The organism is Haloferula luteola (genome assembly GCF_014201715.1).
Taxonomy (GTDB): Bacteria; Verrucomicrobiota; Verrucomicrobiia; order Verrucomicrobiales; family Akkermansiaceae; genus Haloferula; species Haloferula luteola.
Genome location: NZ_JACHFD010000014.1, coordinates 1 through 23,525 on the forward strand (window position 1 = coordinate 1; position 23,525 = coordinate 23,525).

Genomic DNA, 23,525 nt, shown 5'->3' on the forward strand with positions numbered 1-23,525 from the left:
CGAAGAAGCTCAGCCGGATCATCCAACTAACCAAGCTCGCCCAAGACGCTGGCATCACCTGATATGCCTGCTACTTTTCGGACGATGCACTAGTGGGGGGCGGGGGCGGGGCTGCCCGGCGTTCGGCGAAGCAGTGGATGTGGCCGGTCTGGGTCTGGGTGATCGTCGCCTCGATCTCGAAGACCTGGCGCAGATGATCGGACGTCAGGACCTGACTTGGAGGGCCTTGGCAGGCGATCTTGCCCTGGTGGAGCATCACGAGATGATCCGCGTAGCGAGCGGCAAGATGGAGATCGTGAAGAACCAGGACTAGGGTTTTGCTCATTTCCTGTTTCATCCGGACGACCAATTCCATCAGGTCAAACTGATGGGCGAGATCGAGGAAGGTGGTGGGTTCATCGAGAAACAGGAACCGGGTTTCTTGCGTGAGAGCCATGGCGATCCAGGCCAACTGTCTTTGCCCGCCACTCAGCTCAGCCACAGGACGGTGTCGCAGGGCGGCAAGGTCCGTCAGGTTGAGAGCTTTCTCGACCGCGGCAAAGTCATCGGAAGTCGGTCCGTGAAGAAAGCGGCTATGGGGATACCTTCCGTGGAGAGCAAGTTCTTCGACTGTGATTTCGCCGGGAGGGCGATGTTCTTGAAAAAGGATGCCGAGGGTTCGGGCGAAATCGCCGGGAGCTAGCCGGTGAATGGATTGGTCTCCGAGCAGAACCTCACCGGATTCCGGAGTGAGTTGGCGGGCGAGAGTTTTGAGCAGTGTACTTTTCCCCGATCCATTGGGTCCGATGAGGACGGTGATGCATCCGTCGGGAATGGCCAGGGAGACTTGGCGAAGGATCTCGGGCTGCCGGGAGGAGTAGCGAACCCGGAGATCCATGGCGGTGAGTCCAAGGGAAGTGGTAGGATTCATGGCTTTCCGAAGTGGCGGCGCCGCCGCATGAGGAAGAGAAAGAAAATTCCGCCAAGGCAGCCGGTGACGATGCCGACCGGCAATTGCACCGGACTTAACAAGAGGCGAGCCACGGCATCCGCCGTAAGGAGTAATGCTGGGCCCGCGATGGCACAGCCCAAGAGAAGGCGGCGGTGGGAGCTGCCGACAAGACTGCGGACGATGTGGGGGACGATCAACCCAACAAAGCCGATGAGACCTGCGACTGCTACGGCTGCTCCCGTAGCGATCACGGCAATCGCGGCCAGCAGAAAGCGCACGCGTTCGACCCGCATTCCCAGAGAGAGCGCGGTGGCTTCTCCGAGATGCAGAACATCGAGTTGGCGAGTCGCGGAGAGGCCGAGAACGAGGCTGACCAGAGTCCAGGGGGCGATCTGGCGAACCTGAACCCAGCCGGTTCCGGTGAGCGATCCGGTGGTCCATGCCATGGCGTTTTGGATGACGGTGAGATCCTTGGCCATGAAGAACAGAGCTGTCTGCAACGAGCCTGCGATGGAGGCGATGACGACTCCGGCGAGCACCAACCGGACGGGGCTCGTGCCACGATTCCAGGCGATTGCATAGACCAGCAAGAACGCGGCTCCACCGCCGAGCATGGCGATGGCAGGGATGGCAGGAGAGAATGCGGGAAAAAGGACCAAAACGAGAATGACGGCGAGGCCAGCGCCGGAACTCATGCCCAAGAGGTAAGGGCTGGCCATTTCGTTGCGGGTGACGGCCTGGAGGATGGTTCCCGCGAGGCTGAGATTGATGCCGACGAAGAGGGCGGCGAGAAGCCGAGGAAGCCGGACGTTCCAAACGATGAGGGTTTCGGTGGATAAGGGGGCGGCAGCCCCGAAATGAAATGCATTGGCGAGTGCATCGCCAAGGACCAGACGAGCGAGCGTGTTGGGTTGTGCCCACACAGCCGGGTCGGAAAGGGCGGCGGCCGCTGAGCTACGGGTCATCTCGTACGATCCCATGGCGAGCTGTGCCAGCCCGGCAAGCAGAATCAAGAGGCTTGATCCGATCGCGAGTCCGATGAGGTTTCTGCGTGGGCTTCCGCGGCGTTCAGTCATTTTCCCGGGGCGAGATCCGTAACGCTTCGACAACCTCCGCGCGATTGAAAAGGCATTCGTTGGCCGGGAAGTTCAGGTCTTCTCGAAAGGTTCCGAAGATTTCCGGATAGATTTGCTTGGCTGCCATTTCGAGCTGGAAGAGGTAATCGAGAGGGCCTTGAAGCGGGGTTCCGCCGGGGTAAATCCGGTGAGTTTCAAAGGCGGTGAGACGGCCCAAGAGGGGATCGTCGGCGAGTTGGAGCAGTTGGGAATAGTTCTCTCTCGCGTTTCCGGGATAGAGCGCGAAAGGCATGATCAAAATGTCGGGATCAAGCGCAAGGAGCCCTTCAGAGTCGAGGGGGGAACCACTAGGGCCACCACCGGAAGCACCATAGGTACGATCGGAAATCGAGGCGAAGGCATCCTGGGCTCCAAGGTCGCGGTATTGGACCTGTCCGAAACCTTCGTGAGTGAGGCTGTAGGGGACGAACTTGCCATTCGAATAGAAGACAAGGCCGACACGTGGTCGATCCGGAAGCGGGGGAAGCTGGGCTTGAATGTTGGCGACCATGCGATCTCCGATGGCTTGGAGCGCGTGGATGACTTCAGGCTTTCGATAGACTTCGGCGACTTTCTCCGAGAGTTCCCAGAGGGAGTAGTAGGTGTAGGGGGAATCGCCCGGATGGCTATTTTCGCGGCTGTAGCGGTTCGCGAAAAATGGACCGACGTTGCGGGCGATTTCCTCGACATCCGCGGGGCTCCATCCACGCATGGAAGCGAGTTGGAGCGGGTCGATGTGGTGAACATCGGCGTGCAGGGCATAGAGCCGTTCTTTGTCGAACTGGCCTCCCCCTGCGGAGGATAGGACCGGAATGGTGGTCGCGGAAAAACCGGGCTGAATGCCGCCAAGCTGAGGATAGAAGGTGTTGTGGAAGTTGTCTCGATAGCCGGTTGCCACGATTTTCCCTGCTTCCTGCAGGGCGATCAGCATGTCGTTGTAGTTGGCATCCATGGTGACGACCCGCTCGGGAGTTTTCGCAAAATGGACGTCGCCGGCGGGCGAGAGATGGACGGTGTAGGCCTCGGCGGGCGATGGGGCTAAGGTCACCAAGGGACTGGCATCCTCCCCCCCTCGCCACAGGACGAAGATTCCTGTGGTGACCGCACTGGCGACAAAAACGACGAGGGCGACGACGCGGTAGTTCATGGTCGGCAGTTCATTTTCTGCCGACGACGATGTAAGGATGGGACGTTCCGACGGCGACCTCCGCATCGCGCTGGCGAAGTTGTTCGCGAGCACTCTCAAGCCCGGCGATTGGCAGGCGCCGAATTTCACTCAGACCCGCGGCTTCCATGACCACCTGCAAGTCGGTGGGTTTGTGGTCCATGAAGGGAAGTTGATCGAGTGCGGATCGGTAGTGGTCGTCGACCTGCCAGCCTCGTTTCGGAGGAGCTTGCAAGGCGGTTGTCGTTGGTGTCGGTGGGGGCGAGTTGTCGGGGCGTTCGTGACCAATGAGTAGAAGTTTGCCACCGGGTTCGAGGAGCTGCACCCACCGCCGGACGGCGTAGCCGGGGTGGGGCAGCGTGTAGAGGACGAAGCGGGTCGAGATGACGCCAAAGCTTTGATCTCCGACGGGGGGATCTTCCGCATCGCCTTCGATGAACTCGAGGTTGAGGCCTCGGCTGGTTGCCAGCTTATGGCCTGCCTCGAGCATTCCGGGGGAAAAATCGATGCCTGTGGTGCGAAAGCCCAGCTCTGCCCACATGGACGCGATGGTGCCAGGGCCGGTGCCCAGATCGAGGGCTCGGTCGCTGGGGGCGAGTTGGACGGCTTCGGAGAGGGCGTCCTTCCACGCCTGACGGCAGGCTTCGTCGTGAAATTCGGCATGCAATCCTCCTTTGACCCATCCGGCGACTCGCTCGGGATGGCTCCAGCCTTCGCGAAAGACGGCCTTGAGTTTGCGGGCGGTCTCGAAGTCGGCGGTGATGCCGTTTAGAACGTCAGGGTGCATCGAGCCGTGGCTGCTAGAGGGGTTCCCGGTTGGACGGATGCCGTGCTGGTAGAGGACTCGTAGTAGGTTCGATCCAGCGCATTCATGACGTTGACCTGAAATTTGAGGTCCTGCCCATGCGCCAGTTCGGTGCGGTACCAAGCAGCAAGGTCGATGCGGGCGTATCCTGGTAGGTCAAAGGATCCATTGTTGTCTCCAGACTTGGCGCTCGCGGCGAACACCCCAGCTCCCATGCCAAAACCTTGAAGGGGGCCGGAGGTGAAATCGTATTTCAGCCACAGGCTCCCGGAATGCAGGGGAATGTTGGCAAAGCGGGCTCCGACGGGGAGAGACGTGGAATTCAGGACTTCCGTGTCGGTGTAAGCGTAGCTGCCGATCAGTTGCAGGTTGGGAGTGATCTTGCCGAGCACGTCGAACTCGAATCCACTGCTTCGAAGTTCGCCGCCATTGACGACGAACCCGGGATTGTAGGGATCGGAAACGGGAACGTTGTCCTTGGTGATTTGATAGACGGCTGCTGTCATCGAGAGGCGATCTTCGAAAGCCGAGTATTTCGTGCCGACCTCATATTGGATGCCGGTCGTGGGATCGATGGTTTCGCCACCAATGCCGATGTTGGAACCCGCGTTGTTGGGATTGAAGGACCGGCTGGCATTGCCAAAGACGGATAGGCAGGGAGTCAGATCATAGACGACGCCACCGCGGCCCGTGAGCCCGGTGTCTTCCTGCCAGGATTCGATGCCGGTTGAGAAGGGACGTGAATATTGGTCGACCCAGTCGACTCGACCGCCGACGAGGATGTGCAAACGGTCGTCCATGGCATCGATCTGATCCTGCAGGTATCCGGACCAGGTTTCGGTAACGACGTTCTGGCGGAAGTTTCCGGGAGTCAGTACGAGCGGGCCAGCAGGCTCGATCGGTTGGAAGATGGAGACCGGAAATCGAGAGGATGTCAGTCGCTGGTAAGTGTAGTCGGTGCGATCGAACTCAAAGCCTGCGAGCACTTGATGGGAGGTGGGGCCGAGTTCGAATTTCCACAGGGCATCGGCGATGAAGTCGTATTCCCAGTTTCCGAAAATGGAGGCGTCGAGGTAGGCATTGACGTTATTTCCGGCACCCGGCGACCAGCGGAAGGCGTCGTTCTCTCCACGGAAATGGTGGACCAATGCACGAGCACGCACGGAGAAGCTCTCGTTGACTTCGTGGTCGATTTGCGCACTGAAGACCGAGTCTTCGATTTCTTGGTTGTGGTGGCGGGAGCCGGTGAGGTTCCGGGTGATGGGGCCGACCGGATAGCCCATGGGTGAAAACGCCACCCCGTTATCGACGGGACGGTCGAGGTTTTGATACCACATCCATGTGGTCAGGCGCGTGTCGTCAGAGATTTTCCAGGTGAGGCTCGGGGCGACGAGAATGGAGCGATAGTCGAGGAAGTCGCGGAAGGTGTCGCTGTCGTGGTAGTCGCCAATGAAGCGCAGCGCGATGTCATCATTGGCGGTCCAACCGAGGTCGACCCCGGCGCGGTAAGAATCGAAGCTCCCGACTTCTCCGTAGAGGGAGGAGCGACTGTTGAACTCGGCCGTTTTGGCGAGGGCATTGACCATGCCACCGGGCTCCATGGCACCGTAAAGGGCGGATGAGGGGCCTTTCAGAACTTCCACCCGTTCGATCCCGGCAAGGTTCAGGGTGGGCATGGTGTAGAGCTGAACCCCATCAATGGAGAGCCTCTGGGAAAAGCCGCGCACGTAGGCATCCTCGAATTGAATGCCACGGCCTTCGGTTTTGACCGGGGCGACGCCGCTGACGTTGCGATAGACGTCCTTGAGACGGGTTGCGTTCTGGTCCTCGATGATTTCTTTTGGAACGACCTGAATGGAGAGGGGCGTTTCCTGAATTGGGACATCGGTCCGGGTGGCGGTGCGTGCGGTTTGAACCGAATAATCATCGTCCTTCTTGTCCGCCTCGACGGTGAGCGGATCGAGGCGGTTGTCCGCCGTCGAGGGGGCGGCGTGGGCTGCGGGCAGAGTGAAGAGAGTGGCGAGTCCAGCGAGCCCCATGAGGTGGAGTCGGAGGAAGCCGGGATAGGGACGATGGGCGGGAAGGCGGAGTGACGGTTTCATGGGAGAATTCCGGGACGGTGGAGGTCCACACGAGCATGCCTGAGCGGCATTTCGGGGCAGCAACGGCCAGAGAGGAATTCGTCTTGGGCATTTTCCTCGCAGCGATGTGTCATGCGGGTGCCATTTTGGCAGGGCGTCGGCACAGCCAAGCGATCAGCAGGGGAAGGGCGGGAAGGCCAATCGGCCAAAGCGCTTGGGGGGAAAGGGGTTCGCTGTTCGCGGTGGAGGCATCGATGCAGGCTCCGAGCAAGGGCGCCCAAACGGCAGCTGCCACCGATTTGGCTTGGGCTTCGACACTGAGCACGGTCGCTCCGATCCCCTCGGAAGAGTTTTCGTCGAAGCGACCCACGTGAATGGGTCGCCAAAGATTTTGCATCAAGCCGAGGGCGACAAAGCCGCCAGCAGCCAGCCAAGGGAGGTGAGCGATGAGGGTGACGGGAACGAGTGCGAGAACGATGCCGCTGAGGAGAAGGAGGTGGCGAGTGGCGGGTTCATTGCCCCCACAAGTGCTTTCCCAGCGGTGGGCGCGGCGGGATGCGGCGCTTCCTGCTGCAAACACGACTGCATAGGTGATTCCGGTGACCCAGGCAGTTCGGTGAACGGCGGGGGTGGCCGCCATCACGGGAAGGGTGAGGGCAGCGGTTTGCAGGACGGGTTGAAGGTAGTCTTTGACGACTTCATAGCTGCCTTCTATGGCGACCGATTCGCCGACGAGCCGCCGAAGTGGACCGAGGTTTTTGAATTCGCGAAACGAATCCACGAGGGTTTGCCAGGTGGCGGCGAAGAGCCCCTTTTTGAGGCCATGGCAACCGCCGTCGAGAGCCTTGGGGTAGCTGGCGAGGTTGACGACATTCAGGAACGAGGGAAGGGCGCTCCAATAGAAAACAGAGGCATAGTTTCCGGACCAGGTGACGAGGGCTGCGGCAATCAGAGCTGAAATCGCCGAGCCCATTTTGGACCACGAGCGGGTATATCCATAGACCGCAGTCTTCTCCTTTTCCCGCCCCTGACTGCGGAGCCAGGTGTAAATCATGGCTTTGTGGGTCCCGGAGCGGAAGGCGTCACCGAGTCCGTAGAGCACCATTGCGATGGCCATGGGGGCGAAGCTTTGTGCTGCCCCGAGGAGGAGGAAGCAGGCGACGTAGGCGCTCATGCTTCCGACCATGCAAAGTTTGCGGCCCCAGGCATCGGCCGCGGCCCCTGAGGGGATCTCAAGGATATGGGTCGTGATTTCGCGGATGGAAATCAGGGTGCCGATGGCGAGGAAGTCAAAGCCGCGTTCGCGAAGGGCGAGGATCAGAAAGGCCTCGAAGAAGCGAAGGTTTTTAAGGAAGCCGTAGAGGGAGAAGCGGAAGATCATCGACGGACGTGGCGAGAGGGAAGAGAGTCAATCGTCGCGCCCGGGAGACCGACGGAGATTCTTTTTCTGCGATAGAATCCGTTTGTCCTGGATGGAACGTTGCTTGGAGCGGCGGGATCGGCGGCGCTTTTGACGACGGATTTTTTCGGCCTCTTGGCGACGTTTGGAAGCGCGGCCCAACCGGATTTCGTCGAGCGCGTCGCAAAGCTCTTTGCGGGCGAGGAATCGATTGAGTTCCCGGGATCGGGATGCCTGGCATTTGATTTCCAGCCCTGTGGGCTCGTGCTTCAGGTAGACGCACGAGTGGGTCTTGTTGATTTTTTGGCCGCCAGCTCCGGAGCCGAGGATGAATTTTTCGACAAGCTCGGCTTCGACGACGCCGAGCTTGGCCATGCGTTCCTCAAGGGCGGCTTGTTTCTCCGGAGAGATCATGGCCCTTGAACCCGATGTTGATAGGCCCGGGCGGCCTCCCGAATCGATGAGGAAATATCCGCCTCCGGTCGAGCAAAGGGTGGAACGAACCAAGGGAAGGAGCCCACCAAGTCGCTCACGACGGCCACTTCCCCGTCGCAGGTGGTTTCTCCGCAACCAATGCCAATGGTCGGGACAGGTAAAGTGGCGGTGAGTTCGGCAGCGACTTCTGGAACCACACTTTCGAAGACGATGGCGAAAACACCGGCTTCGACGAGGGCGCGAGCACCTTCCTGAAGCCATTCGATTTGTTCGGGCGTTCGGCCTTTCTTCTTGTAGCCGCCTTCTTCGAGAACTCGCTGAGGAAGCATGCCGAGGTGGCCACACACGGGGATCCCTGCGGCGGTGAGGGCCGCTACCTTTTCCGCCTGGCGGATGCCCCCTTCCAATTTGACTGCATCAGCGCCAGCCTCAATCAGGCGTCGAGCATGGGCGAGAGTGGTCTCCGGATCCGGGTAGGTGCCGATGGGGAGATCCGCGACCAAGAGGCCTTTCGGTTGGGCTCGAGCCACGGCTGCCGTGTGATGCAGCATGTGATCGAAAGTCACGTGTGTGGTGTCCGGAAAACCAAGGACGACCATCCCCAATGAGTCCCCAACGAGCAGCATGTCGATGCCGGCTTCATCGAGCAATCGTGCCGTCGGGTAGTCGTAGGCGGTGAGGGCGGTGATGCGGCGGCCGCCTTTTCGGTGGCGGAGGGCTTGGGCTTTTTCGGTTCCGTTCACGGGGAAGAATCTCGAAGGATAGGATGGATGAATCCAATCAGGTCACCAGATCGGATGGACCTTTTGGAGAGGCGGTTCAGAAGACTTAAGGCGCGCGAGATGCTGACCGATCGTCATGAGATCTCCGGGTAACCGCCATTCCGAGCGAATCTCGGCGAGGGGCTCGAGGACAAAGCGTCGCTGGGTCAGTCGTGGGTGAGGTAGGTCAAGCTGGGGTGAGGCGATTTGGTGATCTCCCAAATAAAGCAGATCGACATCGAGGGTGCGCGGTGCGTGGCGCTCGGTTCCGCGGATGCGGCCGAGGCGTGATTCCAGGGCGAGGGCTGCGCCCAGCAGCTCTTCGGGGCTGCCCGCGAAGTCGAAATCGACCACGGTGTTCAGAAAATCCGGGGCGTCATCGGGGCATGCGACCGGGGCGGTCTGATAGACCGATGCCTGGAGAAATCGTGGGCCGATGGCGATTTCCCGGAGGAAATCGCGTGCCGCCTGGAGGTGGACGAGGCGCTCGCCGAGATTGGAGCCCAGAGCGATGCCAGCGGGTCGAGACATGGTGGTGGTGCGGGCGAAGGGCCCGCGGTCCTTATTTCAAGCCGAGCACATCCTGCATGTCATAGAGGCCAGCCGGTTGCTCGGCGAGCCACACGGCAGCGCGTACGGCACCTGCGGCGAAGGTCATGCGGGAGGATGCTTTGTGAGTGAGTTCGACGCGCTCGCCGTCCGCTGCGAACAGAACCGTGTGGTCGCCCACCACGTCGCCACCGCGGAGGGTGTGCATGCCGATTTCCCGGGAAGGGCGAGCTCCGGTGATGCCGAAGCGACCGTGCTTCACGTCGTCCTGATACGAAGTGCCGGTCTCCTCATTGAGGATTTCCAACAAGCGGCGAGCGGTTCCAGAAGGAGCGTCAATTTTGTGGCGGTGATGCATTTCCACGACTTCGATGTCGAAGCGATCCTGAGTCAGGATGCGTGCTGCATGCCGCGTCAGCCAAAACAAGGTGTTCACACCGACCGAATAGTTCGGGGCGAAAACGATTGGCAGCGTCTCGGCTGCTTGGGCGATGATGGCCCGCTCTTCGTCGCTGTGGCCGGTAGTCCCGATGACGAGACGGGTGCCATGTTTCAGGGCTGCCTGAACCACCTCTTCCGTAAAGGAATGAATGGTGAAATCGATGACGGTGTCAGCCTGAGCGATCGCCTCCAGCAGGTTTTCTCCGTTGTCATGCGTGGCCACCAACTTGGTGTCCGGATGGGCATCGGTGGCGGCGATGATGGCCTGCCCCATGCGGCCCGATTTTCCGGTGACGAGAATACGATTCATGGTCATCAGAGGAGTTCGTGAGCTTCGAGGAGGCTGCGCAATTGAGCGAGCTTGGTGTCATCAAGTCCCACCAAAGGAAGACGGAAATCCCTTCCGCAGTGGCCCTGGAGCGCAACCGCTTCCTTGATGGGAACCGGGTTGGTGTCGAGGGACATCAATCCGCGGAACAGGGGATACCACTGCTTCTGTAAAGCCAAGGCTTCGCTGAAATCGCCGCTCAGGCAGGCGCGAACGAGCCGGACCATGACGTCGGGAATCAAATTCGAGGCGACCGAAATCAAGCCGATCGCGCCACACGACATGAACGGCAAGGTTAATGGGTCGTCGCCTGAAAGAATGCTGAATCCTTCTGGAAGGGCTTGGACCAGTTGGTTGATGCGCTCGACGTCGCCACCGGCTTCCTTGATCGACACCACGGTTGGGCAATCCGCGGCCAATCGGGCAGCGACCTCTACCGGGATCGGGATCCCTGATCGACCTGGGACGCTGTAAAGCATGACCGGGAGGTCAGTGGCGGAGGCCACGGCCTTGTAGTGTTGATAAAGGCCCTCGGCAGACGGCTTGTTGTAGTAAGGACAGACCTGAAGCGTGCCCGTCGCGCCCACTTTCGCGGCCGCTTCGGTCAGTTCGATCGCCTCGGCAGTGGCGTTGGCGCCCGTGCCGGCGACGACTTCGCAGCGCCCAGCAGAGTATTCGACGGCGAGCTGGATCACCTCGATGTGCTCATCCATATCGAGCGTGGGCGATTCCCCCGTGGTGCCGACGGGCACGATGCCATCGATTCCGGCCTCGATCTGGCGGTCGACGAGGGCTTTGAAGGCTGGGCGATCAACCTGGCCGTCACGGAAGGGAGTGATGAGAGCGGTGTAAGTGCCTCGGAAGCTCATGGGGAGGGAGGGTGTACGGGGGAACCCGTTCGTCCAACCTTGAACGACAGGTCATGGAAAAAAATGCAGGGGGGGTCAGATTTCGATGTCGCCTTCGAAAATGAAATCCGCAGGGCCTGTCAGCGTCACCTCCTTGAAGGAGCCATCCCCCACGGCTTCAAAGCCGATCTCGAGAGTATCGCCTCCTTTGACGTCGACCCTGATGGGCGAGGGATCGCCAGAGCGAAGATGGTGGATCAGGGCACAGGCGACCATGCCGGTTCCGCAGGCCAAAGTTTCATCTTCGACTCCTCGCTCATAGGTCCGGATCGCGATGTGGCCGGGGGCCAGAACCGTGGCGAAATTGGCATTGGTCCCTGCAGGAGAAAAGGCGTCATGGTGGCGGATGGCGCGACCGAGAGCGAAGACATCGGTCCCTGCGAGGTCGTCGACAAAGGCAACGACGTGGGGGACGCCCGTGTTGATGAAGCTCAGTGGGCTTTCCCATCCAGGGAGCTGGGCTCCTGTTTCCATCTGGAGATCCTTGGGATCTGACATGGCGATGCGGATGTGATCATCGACGATTTCTGCAGCGAGGATGCCTGCGATGGTTTCAAAAGTCACCCGATCCGGCTCGATTTCCATCAGCGCGGAGGTAAAGCGGCCAAAGCAGCGGGCGCCATTTCCGCACATTTCCGCTTCGCCACCATCCGCATTGTAATAGCGGAACTTGAAGTCGGCACCTTGCTCGGCGGGTTCCACGGCGAGCAGTCCGTCGGCTCCAATGCCGCGGTGACGATCGCAGAGAAGCGCAATTTGTTCCCCGGTCAATTGGAGAGCCAAGTCACGATTGTCGACAACGACGAAGTCGTTGCCGGCGCCGTTCATTTTGTAGAAGTGGAGTAGCATCGGTGTGCCGGGTTGGGTGCAAAGAGCAGAAATGGGAAAGTGAGATCAAGTACCGTGGGTGGCTTCAATCAAGGGAATGACAAACTCGCGGACGGCGGCAGCCGCGCGCTCGGGATGGAGTTCGATTTGCTTCACGATGGCGGAGCCCACAATCACACCGGAACCTGCTTTGGCAACCATGGCGGCTTGCTCGGGGGTGGTGATTCCGAATCCAACGCATACCGGCGTCTCGGTGTGCTGGACGATGCGGGCGACCTGATCGGCGATCTGTTCCGACGGGGCCACATGGCCGCCGGTCACCCCCGTGCGGGAAAGGGCATAGATGAACCCCTCGGAGCCTTCGGCGAGAAGAGGAACGCGGGCATCGGGTGTCGTGGGAGCAATCAGGCGGATGTGCTTCAGACCCTCACCGCGGGCAAGATCCGTGTTCTGGCGGGCTTCATCGGGCGGCAAGTCGAGAAGCAGAATGCCATCCGCGCCGGCGGCCGCGGCGTCGGCATGGAATTTTTCATACCCGTAAGTGAAAACCGGATTGAGATAGGTGAAGAGAACGATCGGAGTCTCGTGGGATTGGCGAAAGGCGCGGATCAAATCAAGAACCCGCGAGGTCGTCATCCCTGCTTTCAGGGCCCGGTCGGCGGCCATCTGGTTCACGATGCCATCGGCCAGTGGATCGGAAAAGGGGACCCCGAGCTCAATGATGTCTGCGCCGGCTTCGGCAAGGGCGCAGATGACTTCGAGCGATGTGTCAAATTGGGGGTCGCCAGCGCAGACGTAGGCGACGAAGGCCTTGCTGTTTTCGGCGCGGAGTTGGGCAAAAGTGGCGTCGATGCGATTCATGGCGCGGTGGAAATAGGTGGGGGGGGGAGGAAAGGAAAGTGCGGAGTGCAGTAGGGACGGCTTGTGAAAACTTTCACAAACCGCTTGAGGGTCGGCCCGACGCGCGGCATGGTCCGCCTGCCTGCCATGGTTTCTGAATCCTCTCAATCCGCCCAAGTGGCCTACGACTCGAAGATCGAGGGCAACATCATCGTGACCCGAGTCGACGCTGCCATCAACTGGATGCGAAAGAACTCGTTGTGGCCCATGCCGATGGGCTTGGCGTGCTGTGCGATCGAGATGATGGCGTCGGCATGTTCCCGTTTCGACCTTTCTCGTTTTGGGATGGAAGTGATGCGCTTTTCTCCTCGGCAGGCAGACGTGATGATCGTTTCCGGCACCGTCACCTACAAGATGGCTTTGGCAGTGAAGCGGATTTGGGATCAGATGCCTGAGCCGAAATGGTGCATTGCGATGGGGGCCTGTGCATCCAGTGGTGGCATGTATCGGAGCTACGCGACCCTTCAGGGAATCGATCGCCTGATTCCGGTGGACGTTTACATTTCGGGTTGCCCGCCTCGTCCTGAGGCCTTGATTCAGGGGCTGATGAAGCTTCAGGAGAAGATCGATCAGAGCCATGCTCTCGCTGAGCAGAAGAAGGAACTTTTGGAAGACATCGCATCCTGAGCGGACATGAGCACGGCGATTGAAGACATGGAGGTCATCCGTGGCCGTTGGGCCGATGGAGTGGTAGCGGTGGTGGATTTTCGTGGCGAGCATACGATCGAGGTGAAGCTTGGCGTGCTCGCGGAAGTCATGGCTTTTTGCCGCAAGGAAGCGGGCTACGAGATGCTGCTCGACGTTGCGAGCCTTGATCATTTCGGTGAGCATCCGCGTTTTGAGATGGTTTACGAATTGGCGCCGGTCGATGACTCGAAGCACCTGAGGGTGCGCGCCAAGGTGGCTGAAGAAGAGGAGGTCCCGTCGGTAGTGGCCTTGTGGGCAGGTGCTGAATGGCACGAACGCGAGGTGTACGACATGATGGGCATTCGCTTCACCGATCACCCTGATTTGCGGCGAATTCTCATGTGGGAAGGCTATCCGTTCCATCCCTTGCGCAAGGATTTCCCCTTGGCCGGTCGGCCCAGCGAAATGCCGGATGTGGCGTTCAGTGATAAGGCTCCATTGGAAGGGGGACCCTTCGTGACGAGCGCAGGTGCCAAAGGTCCGGTGCGACGCGAGCCGCGTTCCCGCGAGATCGATTGATTTAGGATCGCGCCTGCTTAGAAAGTGAACTTAGATCGGAGCCGGAATGAAGATTCATGCCGGCTTCTTGCGTTTTTTCCAGGACGGCCGGCTTCAGGTGGTTGTCGGATCCTGCGTGTTGCTGGGGATTCAGGCGGTGTTGAGTCTGTTGGGTGGGCCTGAGAGGGTGCCTTGGGTTTATGAGCGTTGGGGTCTCAGTCGGGAAAGTGCGCTCGGCGAATGGGGGCTACCATTGCTTACCTATGCTCTGCTCCATGGAGGATGGTTTCACCTGTTGACTAATCTTGCGGGCTTGTATGCGGTGACCCCCCACTTGGTGCGGATGTTGGGCGGACGCTGGGCACTTGGATCCTTGTTCGCTGGAGTCATCGTTGGTGGATGGGCTCATTTGGCGACTTCCCCAGAGGCTCTGTTGGTGGGGATTTCGGGAGGAGTGTCAGCGATGATGCTGCTGATGACGACACTCGCGCCGGAGATGCAAATGAGGTGGATCCGGGTGTCGGCGGGAAATCTGGGCAAAGGATTTTTGTTGGCTTCCGCGATCCTTGGCGTCCTCTCGTTGTCGCGCATCGGTTCGTCTCATCCCTTGTGGTCGAGCCAGGTCTTCCAGATTGCTCATTTTTGTCACTTGGGTGGAGCGCTGGCAGGGTGGGCCATGGGGAGGTGGATCCTCAGACCTCGGGCCAATCTCCGGAAACTGAAAGCCGCCCGCGCGAGACGCGAGGGCGGCTGGGAGCTTTGATCGGATCTGGCGAGCCCTTTTGGCTTCGGATTACCAAGGTCCCGTGGCGCGCTTTTTGTGTGGATTCTCCAATGATGATTGACCCTGTTGCTGGCGCTGCCGGTTCGCATTTTGGGAATTCGGAGTGGGTCGGGTCATTTGTTGGCGTTGCGGCGCGCTAGGGGTCGGTTGGGCCTGGCGTTGTTGACGTTGCTGGGCAGGTTGGGCCTGGCGTTGTGCTTGCCGTTGAGCCTGCTGTTGCCACGAAGAAGGGGCCTGCTGCCGCTGCGGAACTTGGGCCCTTTGCGGGGATTGAGCTCGTTGCGGCCATCCGTTTGACGGTTGGCTTTGGCCTCTGGAGGGGCTCTGGTTCACCCAATTGGGCTGGCGGTTGCCGTTGTTTGGTTGCTGATTGGCCCGGTTATTGGGTTGATTCTGCTGGCGTTTCCAATTGGCGGCGCGTTGGGCTTGTTGGCGTTGCCAATTGGCCACCGAGGCGTCCTGTCGAATCTGAGCCTGGTTCGCCCAAGAATAGTTCCTCGCGCGGAGTTGAGGCAGGCGGTTGTCGTAGTTGTGGAGCTGGGTGTAGCGCACGTTGTTGGGGACGGGGCAGGTGCCACGGCCATTCCAGCCATACGGATGGGGGGCGTGGTAGATCGGCCGCGGGCAGTAGCCCGACGGGTAGTAACCGTAGAGGAAGGGGTCGTAGTAGAGGCTGCGCTGGACGTCGTAGTAGCAGCGGACACTCGGGTCGTAGAGCCAGCGGCTGCTGCTGGTGTAGACAAAGGTCGTGCCTCCGTAGCTTGGCGAGCCATAGCTGGAGCCGTAGGCGGTGCCGTAACTGTCATAAACGCAGGAGCTGAGACCAGCTGCGGCCAGGGCCAGAAGGGCAAAGTGGCGGATGGTGGGGATCATGGCAATGAAACGATTCGGTGTTGGATTTTATTCAAGGGGCTCGTCGACGTTGACACCCCGGCGTGGGTCCCGTTTTCTCGGGGCTCGAAATGAATTCAGATTCACCCATTTTGGTTACAGGGGGGGCAGGTTACATTGGCTCCCATACGGTGAGACTTCTTGCGGAACAAGGCCGGCGCGTGGTGGTGCTGGATAATTTGGTTTTTGGTCACCGGGAAGCGATTGTGAGCGAAGGCGTCGAATTCGTTCAGGGAGCTGTGGGTGACCGGGAATTGTTGAAGGACCTCTTCACTCAACACCAGTTTTCTGCGGTCGTCCACTTTGCTGCGTATGCGTATGTGGGTGAGTCGGTCACCAATCCCCTCAAGTATTACCGCAACAACACGGCTGAGCCGCTTACTTTGCTCGAAGTGATGCAGGAATTTGGCTGCAAAAACTTCGTTTTTTCATCGACCTGCGCGACCTACGGAGTGCCGGCGTCGATTCCGATTGTGGAGTCCAATCCGCAAGATCCCATCAATCCTTATGGTCGTAGCAAGCTGATGCTGGAGTGGGTGTTGCGCGACTGCGACAGTGCCTGGGGACTTAAAAGTGCCTGCCTGCGTTATTTCAATGCCAGTGGCGCTGCGGAAGATGGCTTGATCGGCGAAGACCACGACCCCGAAACGCACTTGATTCCGCGGGTCCTCATGGCTGTGACGGGCGAGATTTCCCACCTCGATGTGTTTGGGACGGACTACCCGACGCCCGATGGTACCTGCATCCGTGACTACATTCACGTCAACGACCTTGCTGGTGCGCACGCCAAAGCGCTCGATTTCCTCGCAGGAGGTGGGGATTCGGTGCGCTGCAATCTCGGCACGGGAGTGGGGGTATCGGTCCGTCAAATCATTGACGCGGTCGAGGAAGTGACGGGCAAAGAGGTGCCGGTGCAGTATGGACCGCGCCGCGAAGGCGACCCGCCTCAGCTCTTGGCCGATCCGAGTTACGCCCGTGACACCCTAGGTTGGGAAGCTCAGCATAAAGATGTCCGCGACATGGTGCGTTCCGCCTGGGCGTGGATGAATGGTCCTCACCAAGGGCGCTACCCAAGGTGAGAGCTGTGTATTCTCGATGTAACCACATTCCGCCTTGCCATCCGCAAGGATAAACGGCAGGTTCCTTTCAAATAAAGCCCCATGTTCCCAAAAAAAACCACCCGTACCAGCGGTTTCACTCTGGTCGAGTTGCTTGTGGTCGTTTTGATCATCAGCATCTTGCTGACTTTAGGAGCTTCAGCGTTGAAAGGCGCTGGAGGTAAGGGCGTGACGACTGCAGTCGCCACGTCGGAAGCGATCTTTGAGGAAGCCCGTTCGATCGCGATTGGCAAGGGCACGACCTCGCGCGTTCTGGTCGACATCAACAATGTCCGTTCGGAGACTTACCTGCGGAAGATTTTGGTGGCCTTTCAGAAGCTCGATGATGACGGCGAGCCCATGGAGGGAAATTGGGAACTCTCAAGTCGTGGGTTCACCTTTCCGGACGGTGTGTTTTTTAGTAAGGAATTCAGTAAGAAGGCCTTTCAGTCGGGGGGGGCTCAGTTGGATGAAATGACGCTCTCGGGAGTGTCGCCTCTTTTCAACGGCCGTTACATCTACTACGAATTCAACTCCGAGGGCATTTGCACGACGGGCTTGAGCTCTACCGGTGACTACCAGAGCCCAAGTTTTGTGGTGGGTCATGGCGCTCGTCCTGCCGGTCAGCCCGATCCCCGCACGACTTCCGAAGGCCGGCGTGATTTCGGTGGCTTTGTCGTTTGGCGCAATGGTGCCACTTCCATGTTCCGGGATGCTTCTCAAATCCTGTCCGATCGCGACCCGACCACTTTCTGAATAAACCTATGAAGAACCTTGGATATCGAGCCTCCGGCAGGGGCTTTACCCTGATGGAAACGGTGATCGCCATTGGTGTGCTCGCCGTGCTTTTGACCGCCTTCCTTGCCGTTTTTGGCCCTGCAGCTCAGGGAATCCGGCGTGCGGTGAGCGTGCAGGATGCGGATCGCCTTGCCTACGCTTTGGAGAAAGAACTGGTGACCTTGCGCACGGGAAGTGGTGACAGCTACACGACGGGATTTGAGAAGGCCTACAACTGGATCAAGGAAAGCACGGAAGAGCCTCTCTTGATCTACCAATACAAGGGCAATCCGGAATCGATCCGCGATGATGGCACCATGGAGCCCTATACCGATCAGAATGGCACCGCAGGAGAAGACTTCATTGTCCAGCCTGTGGTTCGCCGCCGTGGGGATCCGGAAATGGAGGAGGAATTGCGGGCAATTGAAGGTCGTGTTTTCACCGCGAAGCTGACTCAGCTTGTTTTCAATGGAGAGAGTTGGGTCAAGGGAGAGGCCGGAGACATTGTCGACCCCACTCCTGACGACGGCGATGCTTCTTCGGGTTCGGGCGTCGAGTCCTATCCTGAGGCGGTGATTGCCTTTTCTGCCGAGTTCTATGCGGTGCCCAACAACTCGTATGAGTACATTAGCTCCCGCTTGAACGTGGACAACCTCACCAACCCGATCTTCGTGCGGAACCTCGCGGTTCGCCGCTGATTCCTCTAAGGCACTAAACGCCATGAAAAACCTACCCAAACCCCTCCGCCGCGGTGGCTTCACCCTCATCGAATTGATGGTGGCGATGGGCATCACGGCTGTCATCGTCACTGTGTTGGTGACCATCACGGGCGTCGCTACCGACACCTGGACTCGGAGTCGCTCGGAGATTCGTGCGGCTCGCCAAGCGAAGGTGATGCTCGATACCATGGCCAAAGATTTCGAATCTTTGGTCGCTCGCCGCGGTTCGAACGCCGAGTGGCTGTATGCAGGCGTGGAATCTGTTTCCGGGATGCCCAAGGTGACCCAGGGCGGTGGCAGCAGCGGCAGTGCTGCTGAGCTGACGTTCATGACGGCAGCTACCGATCGCTATGCGGGTCAGATTGGTGATGCCACCATGGACAAAGGTGGAGACGTATCCTGTGTTTCCTACCGTCTGCGCTTTGAGGACCCAATCAACGGCTCACAAGATCAAGAGGCGGCGACCTACGTTCTTTTTCGGAAGTTGGTGAATCCCGACGAGACGTTCGAGCAACTTCTCGGAGAGGAAGATTTGCAGTCGGCCTTTTCCGCGTTCGATTCAGACGTCGACCAGCAGCAAAACTTCGTTTGCGAGAATGTGCACCAGTTCACGGTGACGTTTCTCGTAGAGATTCCCCGCGGGCAGCAGGGAGCGGGCGTGGACTTGGGTTATGATACCGTAAGGTTGACGCTTTCACCGGGTTCCACTTCTTCAAACTTCCGCCTCGATGGCACGGGCATTGAGACCAACTTGTCGACCTCGGGTTACACCACGGAGGAGATTCAATCAGGCCGGCTTACTGGTGTCGAAATCAGCATCTCGGTGCTCTCCGATGCTGCTCTCGTGCGCTTGAAAACGGGTGGGAACCGAGGCCTCAATTCCGACGATTACGCCCGGAACGTGTATCACTATTCGCGTTTGGTCACGGTCCCGTCGATGTAAGACGGTCTTACGACTCTCAGACTTTCCGAGCTCGAAGGCCAGCGGCCTTCGAGCTTTTTTAATGAGAACAGAGGGGTCAGGAACCACTGCCACGGAGGACTTCAATCGCTTCTTCGAGATCGGTCGGCGTGATTTGATCGGACACGAAGGCATCGCCGGCACGGCGAAGGAGGACAAACCGAATGCGACCGGTGTCGAACTTTTTGTCCTTGGAGAGCTTTTCCATGACGGTGGCGGTGGAAATCGACTCGGGTAAGGTAAGGGGAAGTTGGAAGCGTTCCAATAAGGCCAGAATCTTGCGGGAAACTTGGGGGGCAAGTTGCGCGTGCTTCTCGCTAAGGAATAGCGCCGCGCGAATGCCGAGAGAAATGGCTTCACCATGAAGCATTTCGCCGTAGGGAACGGCCGCTTCGATGCCGTGGCCGATCGTATGTCCGAAGTTGAGGAGGGCTCGTGTCCCGGTGGTTTCTTTTTCGTCCTCGATGACGATGGCAGCTTTGATCGCGACATTGCGTGCGATGAGATCGGTGGGAACGTCCGGCGAGTGAGGGTCGATGTCCGCCAATTCGTCGAGCATGGCAGCATCTCGAATGGCTGCATGTTTGATGACTTCGGCAAAGCCTTCGCGGAATTCTCGACCCGGCAAGGTACGGAGCGTGTGAGGGTCGATGAGGACTCGAACCGGTTGGTGAAATGCCCCGACGAGGTTTTTGCCCTGTTTCAAATTGATGCCGGTCTTCCCCCCGACCGATGAATCGACTTGGGCGACGATGGTGGTGGGGATCTGGATGAAGGGAATTCCGCGGAAGTAGGAAGCGGCGACGAATCCTGCGAGGTCTCCCACCACTCCGCCTCCAAGGGCGACGATGAACGAAGCCCGATCATGCCCAGCGGCTGCCATTTCTTCACAAAGCTGGGCGAAGCACGCAAAGGATTTGGAGGCTTCACCGGAGGGGATGACGTGGCGACTGACCTGAAATCCGGCGGATTCGAGAGAGTCGTGGGTGGTGTCGGCATGAAAGGCGGCCACCTTCTCATCCGTGATCAACGCACACCGGGAGCGCAGACCAAGGCCTTGGATTAGAGTTCCACAGGAGGACAAGATGCCCGGTTCAACGAGGATGTCATACTCACGGCCGGGAAGTGGAACATGGGTGGTCGGCATGCCGGGAAGACAGCAAAAGCCGGGTGGGGCAGGCGAGGGAAAATCACGACCTGCGGTGCGCGGACCAACGAGTCAGATTGGGGTGAAGGAGGATTTCGAGGTCGCGATCGGCCAGTTCATGACGGGTCAGGAGGTGTTCGAGCAGGACCAATGATGCGGTGGCGTCAAACAAGGCGTCGTGCCACTGGCGATCCGGTTGAAAGCGGGAGACGGTTTCCGAGAGTCCGAGAGTTTCGCACAGATCGGACAAGGCGTGGGATGGAAGCTCCGGGAAAGCGGCTCGGGTGAGGAGGAGGGTATCGATCCAGGGTCCGAAGGAGTGTCCCGGAAAGGCTCGGAGAAAGCGTTTCTCGGTTCCCATGCCGTGAGCCACGACAATGGCCCCATGGAGGGCGGCGCGCAGGGTGGGCCAAAGTTCCTGGAGAGAAGGGGCTCCGAGGAGGTCTTCGTCGCGAATTCCATGCACTTTTCGGGCTGACCAGGTGATCGGACGATCGGTGCGCAAATAGGAATGGTAGGGGGAGTGGTGCCCGGTTTCCATGGACCAACACGCCAAGCCAACTTGGACCGGGGCGTCCGTTTTTCCGCGGGCAGAGCCGGCGGATTCGAAGTCGATAGCGGTGAAATCGAGATGACGGATCTTTGAGGAGAGCGGCACGGACTTCAGACAAGCGCGGCAACAAATTTCCTGCAAACCTGATTCGGGGTCATGAGCTCGGGCTTGCCATCCTGCAAGGAGGCGCGAAGGTGGCGGGGTCTGATGTCGAACGTGCGCACCCCGTGGTGGTTATGGCCAAGCCTTTTGAGTCTCGACGCGCCTTTGGTGGCGCTGGCATGGTTGTACATGTTTGCGAGTGCCTGGCAGGTGAATTTCCTGCCTTGGCCATCGTATGCGGTTTTGGGGCTGGCGGTGTGGATGGTGTATGTGGTGGATCGATTGTTGGATGGGCGTCTTTCCATGGCGGACGATCCCTTGCTGGGGCGTCAGCATGAGTTTCACGCGCGGCACCGCAATAAGTTCAAACTCGGGCTTTTGGTGGCGTTGGCTCTTGAGCTTTGGTTGTTGGTTCACGAGGTCACCGGGGCGATTTTTTCGCCCTATGGGATGTTGGGTTTCAATTACCTGACTCCGGGATTGGGACTGGTGGTGGTGTTTTTCGTTTTGGTGGTGAATTCCAGTGGCAGCAGGGAGATTCCCTTCTTCCGGAATTTCGTCGCGGGCGCTGCCTTTGGTTACGGAACGGCGATGATGGCGCACATCTATGTGCCGTCCCAAGAGGTGTTCTCGCTGTTGGTGTCGCGTGAGATGATCGGGTTCAGTGTGTTGTGTGCGGTGAACATCACGGCCATCCATCTTTGGGAGCGCTCCCGGTTGTCGGTGGATCCGGATGAAAAAGCGGCGATGGAGGGTTTTCTGACGATCTTGCTGACGGTGGTGGCGGCGAGTTCGGTGGTGTTTGCCTATCTCGATAATCCGAATCTTTTTTCCGGTGGGCTGGATGGGGGCTCCTACCGAGCGCGACCTTTTTTCTATGCGATCCTGATCAGTTGTTCGTTGCTTTTGGCGATCAACCGCAGTCGGCGGCGTTTTTCTTTGGCGGCGCTGCGCACGATGGCGGACTTTGCAATGATCGTGCCCTTGCCGCTTTTCCTCATCCTTTCGAGGGATTGATCAACGCTTGCCCGCATCCGGCGGGGTTTCTAGGTTGGCGGTTCTTCATGACCGCCACTTTTGTCGAACGCCGTCCTGCCTTTCTCTTCTTGGGTGCTCCAGGCTCTGGAAAAGGAACCCAGGGGAAGATCCTCGGATCGATTCCCCGTTTCTTCCACTGCGCCTGTGGTGATATTTTTCGTTCGCTCGATACTCGTACGGAATTGGGTCAGAAGTTCGTGGCCTATTCGAGCCGGGGAGAACTGGTTCCCGATGAATTGACGATCCAATTGTGGAAAGCGCAGGTCGACAATTGGGCGGAGAGCCACGTTTATAAGCCTGATATCGATTTCCTGGTGCTCGACGGCATTCCACGAAATGTCGCTCAAGCTCGAATGATCGACGATTTTCTGGAGGTGCACCAGGTGTTCCATTTGTCGTGTCCCAACCGAGCTGAATTGGCGCGGCGGATGCGCAAACGGGCCCTCAAAGACAATCGTTTGGACGATGCTTCGGAGTCCGTCATCCAGAATCGCATTTCGACCTATGAGGCGGAGACGAAGCCGATTTTGGATCACTATGGGCCGGGATTGGTGACGGAAATCGATGCGACCCGGCAACCGGTGGAAGTGGTGGCTGCGATACTTTCGACCATCATCCATCTTCCGTTCTACAAGACATTCACTCGACTCGGTGTTTGAATGAAGAAGCCGCGCATTGTTTTCATGGGCACGGGGGAAATTGCCCTGCCTGCTTTTCGTTGGTTGCTCGATTCGGCGACACCACCGGTGGCTCTCGTCACGCAACCGGATCGGCCAGCAGGGCGGCGCCGTGAGCTCAAGCCCTCCGAGCTCAAAGGGCTCGCTATGCAGGCGGAAGTTCCGGTCTTGCAGCCGGAGAAGGTGAGGGATGTTCGATTTCTCGACGAACTTGCCCAAATCGCGCCCGATTTGGTCGTGGTGATGGCCTATGGGCAGATTCTGCCGCAGCGGTTGATCGACTTGCCACCGCTCGGGTGCGTCAACCTCCATGCCTCGCTCCTGCCCAAGTATCGGGGAGCTGCGTGCATTCAGGCGGCGTTGGACGCTGGCGATGCGGAAACCGGAATCACCTTGATGCATGTGGTGAAGGCTCTCGATGCCGGAGATGTGATCCTCTCTCACTCCATTCCGATCTCTTCCACGGATACCGGTGGGACCCTCCACGATCGCTTGGCAGAAGTGGCTCGAGAGGTGCTTGCCGATGGATTGCCTGGGTTGTTGGAAGGGACTGCGCCGCGGACGCCCCAAGAGGAATTGGGGGAAGCCAGCCACGTTCCCAAATTGGATCGTGAAGACGGGAGGTTGGATTGGCGGAATTCGGCTGAGCGATTGCAGCGCCGAATTCGGGCTTATCATCCGTGGCCAGGATGTTGGTGCGAATTGCCTGGTGGAAAGCGCCTCAAGATCGTGTCCGCGAGCGAGAGTTGCGAAGAAAGGGGTGAACCTGGACAACTTTTCGAGAACTCGGAGGGGCCCGTGGTCACGTGCGGAGAGGGGGCATTGCAGTTGGGCGAAGTTCAGGCGGAAGGCTCCCGATCGATGTCAGCGGCGGATTGGTGGCGGGGCTTTCGTGGACATCCCCCCGAACGACTTCATTGATCCCCGAGTTCCTGCGTGGCAGGATTT

26 protein-coding genes are annotated in these 23,525 nt (G+C 59.1%); 10 read left to right on the plus strand and 16 right to left on the minus strand.

Translation table 11 applies throughout. The features are described from left to right. Window positions 1–70: 70 nt before the first annotated feature. The 13 genes from HNR46_RS13685 to trpA form a co-directional block, all read right to left on the minus strand. Window positions 71–910, minus strand: a complete 840-nt coding sequence (locus HNR46_RS13685; protein ID WP_184019743.1) for an ABC transporter ATP-binding protein — start codon at window positions 908–910, stop codon at window positions 71–73. Beyond that, window positions 907–2,007 (minus strand): FecCD family ABC transporter permease, encoded by a 1,101-nt coding sequence (locus HNR46_RS13690; RefSeq protein WP_184019745.1) that lies wholly within the window; start codon window positions 2,005–2,007, stop codon window positions 907–909. Before HNR46_RS13690 ends, HNR46_RS13685 begins: the two co-directional genes overlap by 4 nt. Then, window positions 2,000–3,193, minus strand: a complete 1,194-nt coding sequence (locus HNR46_RS13695; RefSeq protein ID WP_184019747.1) for an ABC transporter substrate-binding protein — start codon at window positions 3,191–3,193, stop codon at window positions 2,000–2,002. Before HNR46_RS13695 ends, HNR46_RS13690 begins: the two co-directional genes overlap by 8 nt. Before the next feature lie 10 nt (window positions 3,194–3,203). Then, the gene (locus HNR46_RS13700; RefSeq protein ID WP_184019749.1) at window positions 3,204–3,998 is read right to left on the minus strand and encodes a class I SAM-dependent methyltransferase; all 795 of its coding nucleotides are present in this window, start codon (window positions 3,996–3,998) and stop codon (window positions 3,204–3,206) included. Continuing rightward, complete coding sequence (locus tag HNR46_RS13705) at window positions 3,980–6,118, minus strand: TonB-dependent siderophore receptor (protein WP_184019751.1); 2,139 nt, start codon at window positions 6,116–6,118, stop codon at window positions 3,980–3,982. The genes HNR46_RS13700 and HNR46_RS13705 overlap by 19 nt, the downstream gene beginning before the upstream one ends. Before the next feature lie 109 nt (window positions 6,119–6,227). Then, entirely contained in the window at window positions 6,228–7,478 is a 1,251-nt protein-coding gene (locus HNR46_RS13710; protein WP_184019753.1) for an MFS transporter, read from the minus strand. A 27-nt stretch (window positions 7,479–7,505) separates the two neighbouring features. Next, window positions 7,506–7,910, minus strand: coding sequence for a peptide chain release factor family protein (locus tag HNR46_RS13715; protein WP_184019755.1), 405 nt, complete (start codon window positions 7,908–7,910; stop codon window positions 7,506–7,508). Beyond that, window positions 7,907–8,674, minus strand: coding sequence for a 3-methyl-2-oxobutanoate hydroxymethyltransferase (gene panB, locus HNR46_RS13720; protein WP_184019757.1), 768 nt, complete (start codon window positions 8,672–8,674; stop codon window positions 7,907–7,909). Before panB ends, HNR46_RS13715 begins: the two co-directional genes overlap by 4 nt. Window positions 8,675–8,716: 42 nt before the next feature. Beyond that, complete coding sequence (gene folK / locus HNR46_RS13725) at window positions 8,717–9,223, minus strand: 2-amino-4-hydroxy-6-hydroxymethyldihydropteridine diphosphokinase (RefSeq protein WP_184019759.1); 507 nt, start codon at window positions 9,221–9,223, stop codon at window positions 8,717–8,719. Window positions 9,224–9,254: 31 nt separating this feature from the next. Next, complete coding sequence (gene dapB, locus HNR46_RS13730) at window positions 9,255–9,992, minus strand: 4-hydroxy-tetrahydrodipicolinate reductase (RefSeq protein ID WP_184019761.1); 738 nt, start codon at window positions 9,990–9,992, stop codon at window positions 9,255–9,257. A gap of 5 nt (window positions 9,993–9,997) precedes the next feature. Next, a complete protein-coding gene (dapA, locus tag HNR46_RS13735) occupies window positions 9,998–10,879 on the minus strand; it encodes a 4-hydroxy-tetrahydrodipicolinate synthase (protein WP_184019763.1) in 882 nt (293 codons plus the stop codon). A gap of 75 nt (window positions 10,880–10,954) precedes the next feature. Beyond that, window positions 10,955–11,767, minus strand: a complete 813-nt coding sequence (gene dapF, locus HNR46_RS13740) for a diaminopimelate epimerase (RefSeq protein ID WP_184019765.1) — start codon at window positions 11,765–11,767, stop codon at window positions 10,955–10,957. Window positions 11,768–11,812: 45 nt separating this feature from the next. Continuing rightward, window positions 11,813–12,607 (minus strand): tryptophan synthase subunit alpha, encoded by a 795-nt coding sequence (trpA, locus tag HNR46_RS13745; protein ID WP_184019767.1) that lies wholly within the window; start codon window positions 12,605–12,607, stop codon window positions 11,813–11,815. Window positions 12,608–12,715: 108 nt separating this feature from the next. On the opposite strand from trpA, the gene nuoB reads away from it, so the two are divergent. The 3 genes from nuoB to HNR46_RS13760 are packed head-to-tail and all read left to right on the plus strand — an operon-like array spanning window position 12,716 to window position 14,594. Continuing rightward, on the plus strand, window positions 12,716–13,273 hold the full coding sequence (gene nuoB / locus HNR46_RS13750) for an NADH-quinone oxidoreductase subunit NuoB (protein WP_343076041.1): 558 nt from the start codon (window positions 12,716–12,718) through the stop codon (window positions 13,271–13,273). A gap of 6 nt (window positions 13,274–13,279) precedes the next feature. Continuing rightward, on the plus strand, window positions 13,280–13,852 hold the full coding sequence (locus HNR46_RS13755; RefSeq protein WP_184019769.1) for an NADH-quinone oxidoreductase subunit C: 573 nt from the start codon (window positions 13,280–13,282) through the stop codon (window positions 13,850–13,852). 46 nt (window positions 13,853–13,898) lie between these two features. Beyond that, window positions 13,899–14,594 (plus strand): rhomboid family intramembrane serine protease, encoded by a 696-nt coding sequence (locus tag HNR46_RS13760; protein ID WP_184019771.1) that lies wholly within the window; start codon window positions 13,899–13,901, stop codon window positions 14,592–14,594. 30 nt (window positions 14,595–14,624) lie between these two features. Here HNR46_RS13760 and HNR46_RS13765 read toward each other — a convergent pair whose 3' ends face one another. Then, a complete protein-coding gene (locus HNR46_RS13765) occupies window positions 14,625–15,488 on the minus strand; it encodes a hypothetical protein (RefSeq protein WP_184019773.1) in 864 nt (287 codons plus the stop codon). An 89-nt stretch (window positions 15,489–15,577) separates the two neighbouring features. Here HNR46_RS13765 and galE point away from each other — a divergent pair, with 89 nt between their 5' ends. The 4 genes from galE to HNR46_RS13785 all read left to right on the plus strand — a co-directional run bounded on the left by galE (window position 15,578) and on the right by HNR46_RS13785 (window position 19,042). Further along, window positions 15,578–16,585, plus strand: coding sequence for a UDP-glucose 4-epimerase GalE (gene galE / locus HNR46_RS13770; protein ID WP_184019775.1), 1,008 nt, complete (start codon window positions 15,578–15,580; stop codon window positions 16,583–16,585). An 81-nt stretch (window positions 16,586–16,666) separates the two neighbouring features. Continuing rightward, a complete protein-coding gene (locus HNR46_RS13775; RefSeq protein WP_184019777.1) occupies window positions 16,667–17,359 on the plus strand; it encodes a prepilin-type N-terminal cleavage/methylation domain-containing protein in 693 nt (230 codons plus the stop codon). An 8-nt stretch (window positions 17,360–17,367) separates the two neighbouring features. Next, window positions 17,368–18,078: a type IV pilus modification PilV family protein gene (locus HNR46_RS13780; RefSeq protein ID WP_184019779.1), complete on the plus strand. Its 711-nt coding sequence runs from the start codon at window positions 17,368–17,370 to the stop codon at window positions 18,076–18,078. A gap of 22 nt (window positions 18,079–18,100) precedes the next feature. Further along, on the plus strand, window positions 18,101–19,042 hold the full coding sequence (locus HNR46_RS13785) for a PulJ/GspJ family protein (RefSeq protein WP_184019781.1): 942 nt from the start codon (window positions 18,101–18,103) through the stop codon (window positions 19,040–19,042). 76 nt (window positions 19,043–19,118) lie between these two features. Here the strand turns inward: HNR46_RS13785 and aroB are convergent, their stop codons facing one another. Together aroB and HNR46_RS13795 are read right to left on the minus strand one after the other, a co-directional pair. After that, a complete protein-coding gene (aroB, locus tag HNR46_RS13790; RefSeq protein ID WP_184019783.1) occupies window positions 19,119–20,207 on the minus strand; it encodes a 3-dehydroquinate synthase in 1,089 nt (362 codons plus the stop codon). 43 nt (window positions 20,208–20,250) lie between these two features. Next, the gene (locus tag HNR46_RS13795; RefSeq protein ID WP_343076042.1) at window positions 20,251–20,865 is read right to left on the minus strand and encodes a 3'-5' exonuclease; all 615 of its coding nucleotides are present in this window, start codon (window positions 20,863–20,865) and stop codon (window positions 20,251–20,253) included. Between the two features lie 51 nt (window positions 20,866–20,916). Here HNR46_RS13795 and HNR46_RS13800 point away from each other — a divergent pair, with 51 nt between their 5' ends. From HNR46_RS13800 to fmt, 3 genes are read left to right on the plus strand one after another with little or no spacing between them, the layout of a single operon-like run. After that, entirely contained in the window at window positions 20,917–21,879 is a 963-nt protein-coding gene (locus tag HNR46_RS13800) for a hypothetical protein (RefSeq protein WP_184019784.1), read from the plus strand. Between the two features lie 47 nt (window positions 21,880–21,926). Beyond that, the gene (locus HNR46_RS13805) at window positions 21,927–22,559 is read left to right on the plus strand and encodes an adenylate kinase family protein (RefSeq protein WP_184019785.1); all 633 of its coding nucleotides are present in this window, start codon (window positions 21,927–21,929) and stop codon (window positions 22,557–22,559) included. Continuing rightward, window positions 22,560–23,498, plus strand: a complete 939-nt coding sequence (gene fmt, locus HNR46_RS13810) for a methionyl-tRNA formyltransferase (protein WP_184019786.1) — start codon at window positions 22,560–22,562, stop codon at window positions 23,496–23,498. The last annotated feature ends 27 nt before the right edge of the window (window positions 23,499–23,525 follow it).

What these genes read in the sequence shown, in the direction of transcription:
- HNR46_RS13685 (WP_184019743.1), bottom strand. Translation starts at nt 910, where the DNA reads ATGAATCCTACCACTTCCCTTGGACTCACCGCCATGGATCTCCGGGTT.
- HNR46_RS13690 (WP_184019745.1), bottom strand. Translation starts at nt 2,007, where the DNA reads ATGACTGAACGCCGCGGAAGCCCACGCAGAAACCTCATCGGACTCGCG.
- HNR46_RS13695 (WP_184019747.1), bottom strand. Translation starts at nt 3,193, where the DNA reads ATGAACTACCGCGTCGTCGCCCTCGTCGTTTTTGTCGCCAGTGCGGTC.
- HNR46_RS13700 (WP_184019749.1), bottom strand. Translation starts at nt 3,998, where the DNA reads ATGCACCCTGACGTTCTAAACGGCATCACCGCCGACTTCGAGACCGCC.
- HNR46_RS13705 (WP_184019751.1), bottom strand. Translation starts at nt 6,118, where the DNA reads ATGAAACCGTCACTCCGCCTTCCCGCCCATCGTCCCTATCCCGGCTTC.
- HNR46_RS13710 (WP_184019753.1), bottom strand. Translation starts at nt 7,478, where the DNA reads ATGATCTTCCGCTTCTCCCTCTACGGCTTCCTTAAAAACCTTCGCTTC.
- HNR46_RS13715 (WP_184019755.1), bottom strand. Translation starts at nt 7,910, where the DNA reads ATGATCTCTCCGGAGAAACAAGCCGCCCTTGAGGAACGCATGGCCAAG.
- folK (WP_184019759.1), bottom strand. Translation starts at nt 9,223, where the DNA reads ATGTCTCGACCCGCTGGCATCGCTCTGGGCTCCAATCTCGGCGAGCGC.
- dapB (WP_184019761.1), bottom strand. Translation starts at nt 9,992, where the DNA reads ATGAATCGTATTCTCGTCACCGGAAAATCGGGCCGCATGGGGCAGGCC.
- dapA (WP_184019763.1), bottom strand. Translation starts at nt 10,879, where the DNA reads ATGAGCTTCCGAGGCACTTACACCGCTCTCATCACTCCCTTCCGTGAC.
- dapF (WP_184019765.1), bottom strand. Translation starts at nt 11,767, where the DNA reads ATGCTACTCCACTTCTACAAAATGAACGGCGCCGGCAACGACTTCGTC.
- trpA (WP_184019767.1), bottom strand. Translation starts at nt 12,607, where the DNA reads ATGAATCGCATCGACGCCACTTTTGCCCAACTCCGCGCCGAAAACAGC.
- nuoB (WP_343076041.1), top strand. Translation starts at nt 12,716, where the DNA reads ATGGTCCGCCTGCCTGCCATGGTTTCTGAATCCTCTCAATCCGCCCAA.
- HNR46_RS13755 (WP_184019769.1), top strand. Translation starts at nt 13,280, where the DNA reads ATGAGCACGGCGATTGAAGACATGGAGGTCATCCGTGGCCGTTGGGCC.
- HNR46_RS13760 (WP_184019771.1), top strand. Translation starts at nt 13,899, where the DNA reads ATGAAGATTCATGCCGGCTTCTTGCGTTTTTTCCAGGACGGCCGGCTT.
- HNR46_RS13765 (WP_184019773.1), bottom strand. Translation starts at nt 15,488, where the DNA reads ATGATCCCCACCATCCGCCACTTTGCCCTTCTGGCCCTGGCCGCAGCT.
- galE (WP_184019775.1), top strand. Translation starts at nt 15,578, where the DNA reads ATGAATTCAGATTCACCCATTTTGGTTACAGGGGGGGCAGGTTACATT.
- HNR46_RS13775 (WP_184019777.1), top strand. Translation starts at nt 16,667, where the DNA reads ATGTTCCCAAAAAAAACCACCCGTACCAGCGGTTTCACTCTGGTCGAG.
- HNR46_RS13780 (WP_184019779.1), top strand. Translation starts at nt 17,368, where the DNA reads ATGAAGAACCTTGGATATCGAGCCTCCGGCAGGGGCTTTACCCTGATG.
- HNR46_RS13785 (WP_184019781.1), top strand. Translation starts at nt 18,101, where the DNA reads ATGAAAAACCTACCCAAACCCCTCCGCCGCGGTGGCTTCACCCTCATC.
- aroB (WP_184019783.1), bottom strand. Translation starts at nt 20,207, where the DNA reads ATGCCGACCACCCATGTTCCACTTCCCGGCCGTGAGTATGACATCCTC.
- HNR46_RS13800 (WP_184019784.1), top strand. Translation starts at nt 20,917, where the DNA reads ATGAGCTCGGGCTTGCCATCCTGCAAGGAGGCGCGAAGGTGGCGGGGT.
- HNR46_RS13805 (WP_184019785.1), top strand. Translation starts at nt 21,927, where the DNA reads ATGACCGCCACTTTTGTCGAACGCCGTCCTGCCTTTCTCTTCTTGGGT.
- fmt (WP_184019786.1), top strand. Translation starts at nt 22,560, where the DNA reads ATGAAGAAGCCGCGCATTGTTTTCATGGGCACGGGGGAAATTGCCCTG.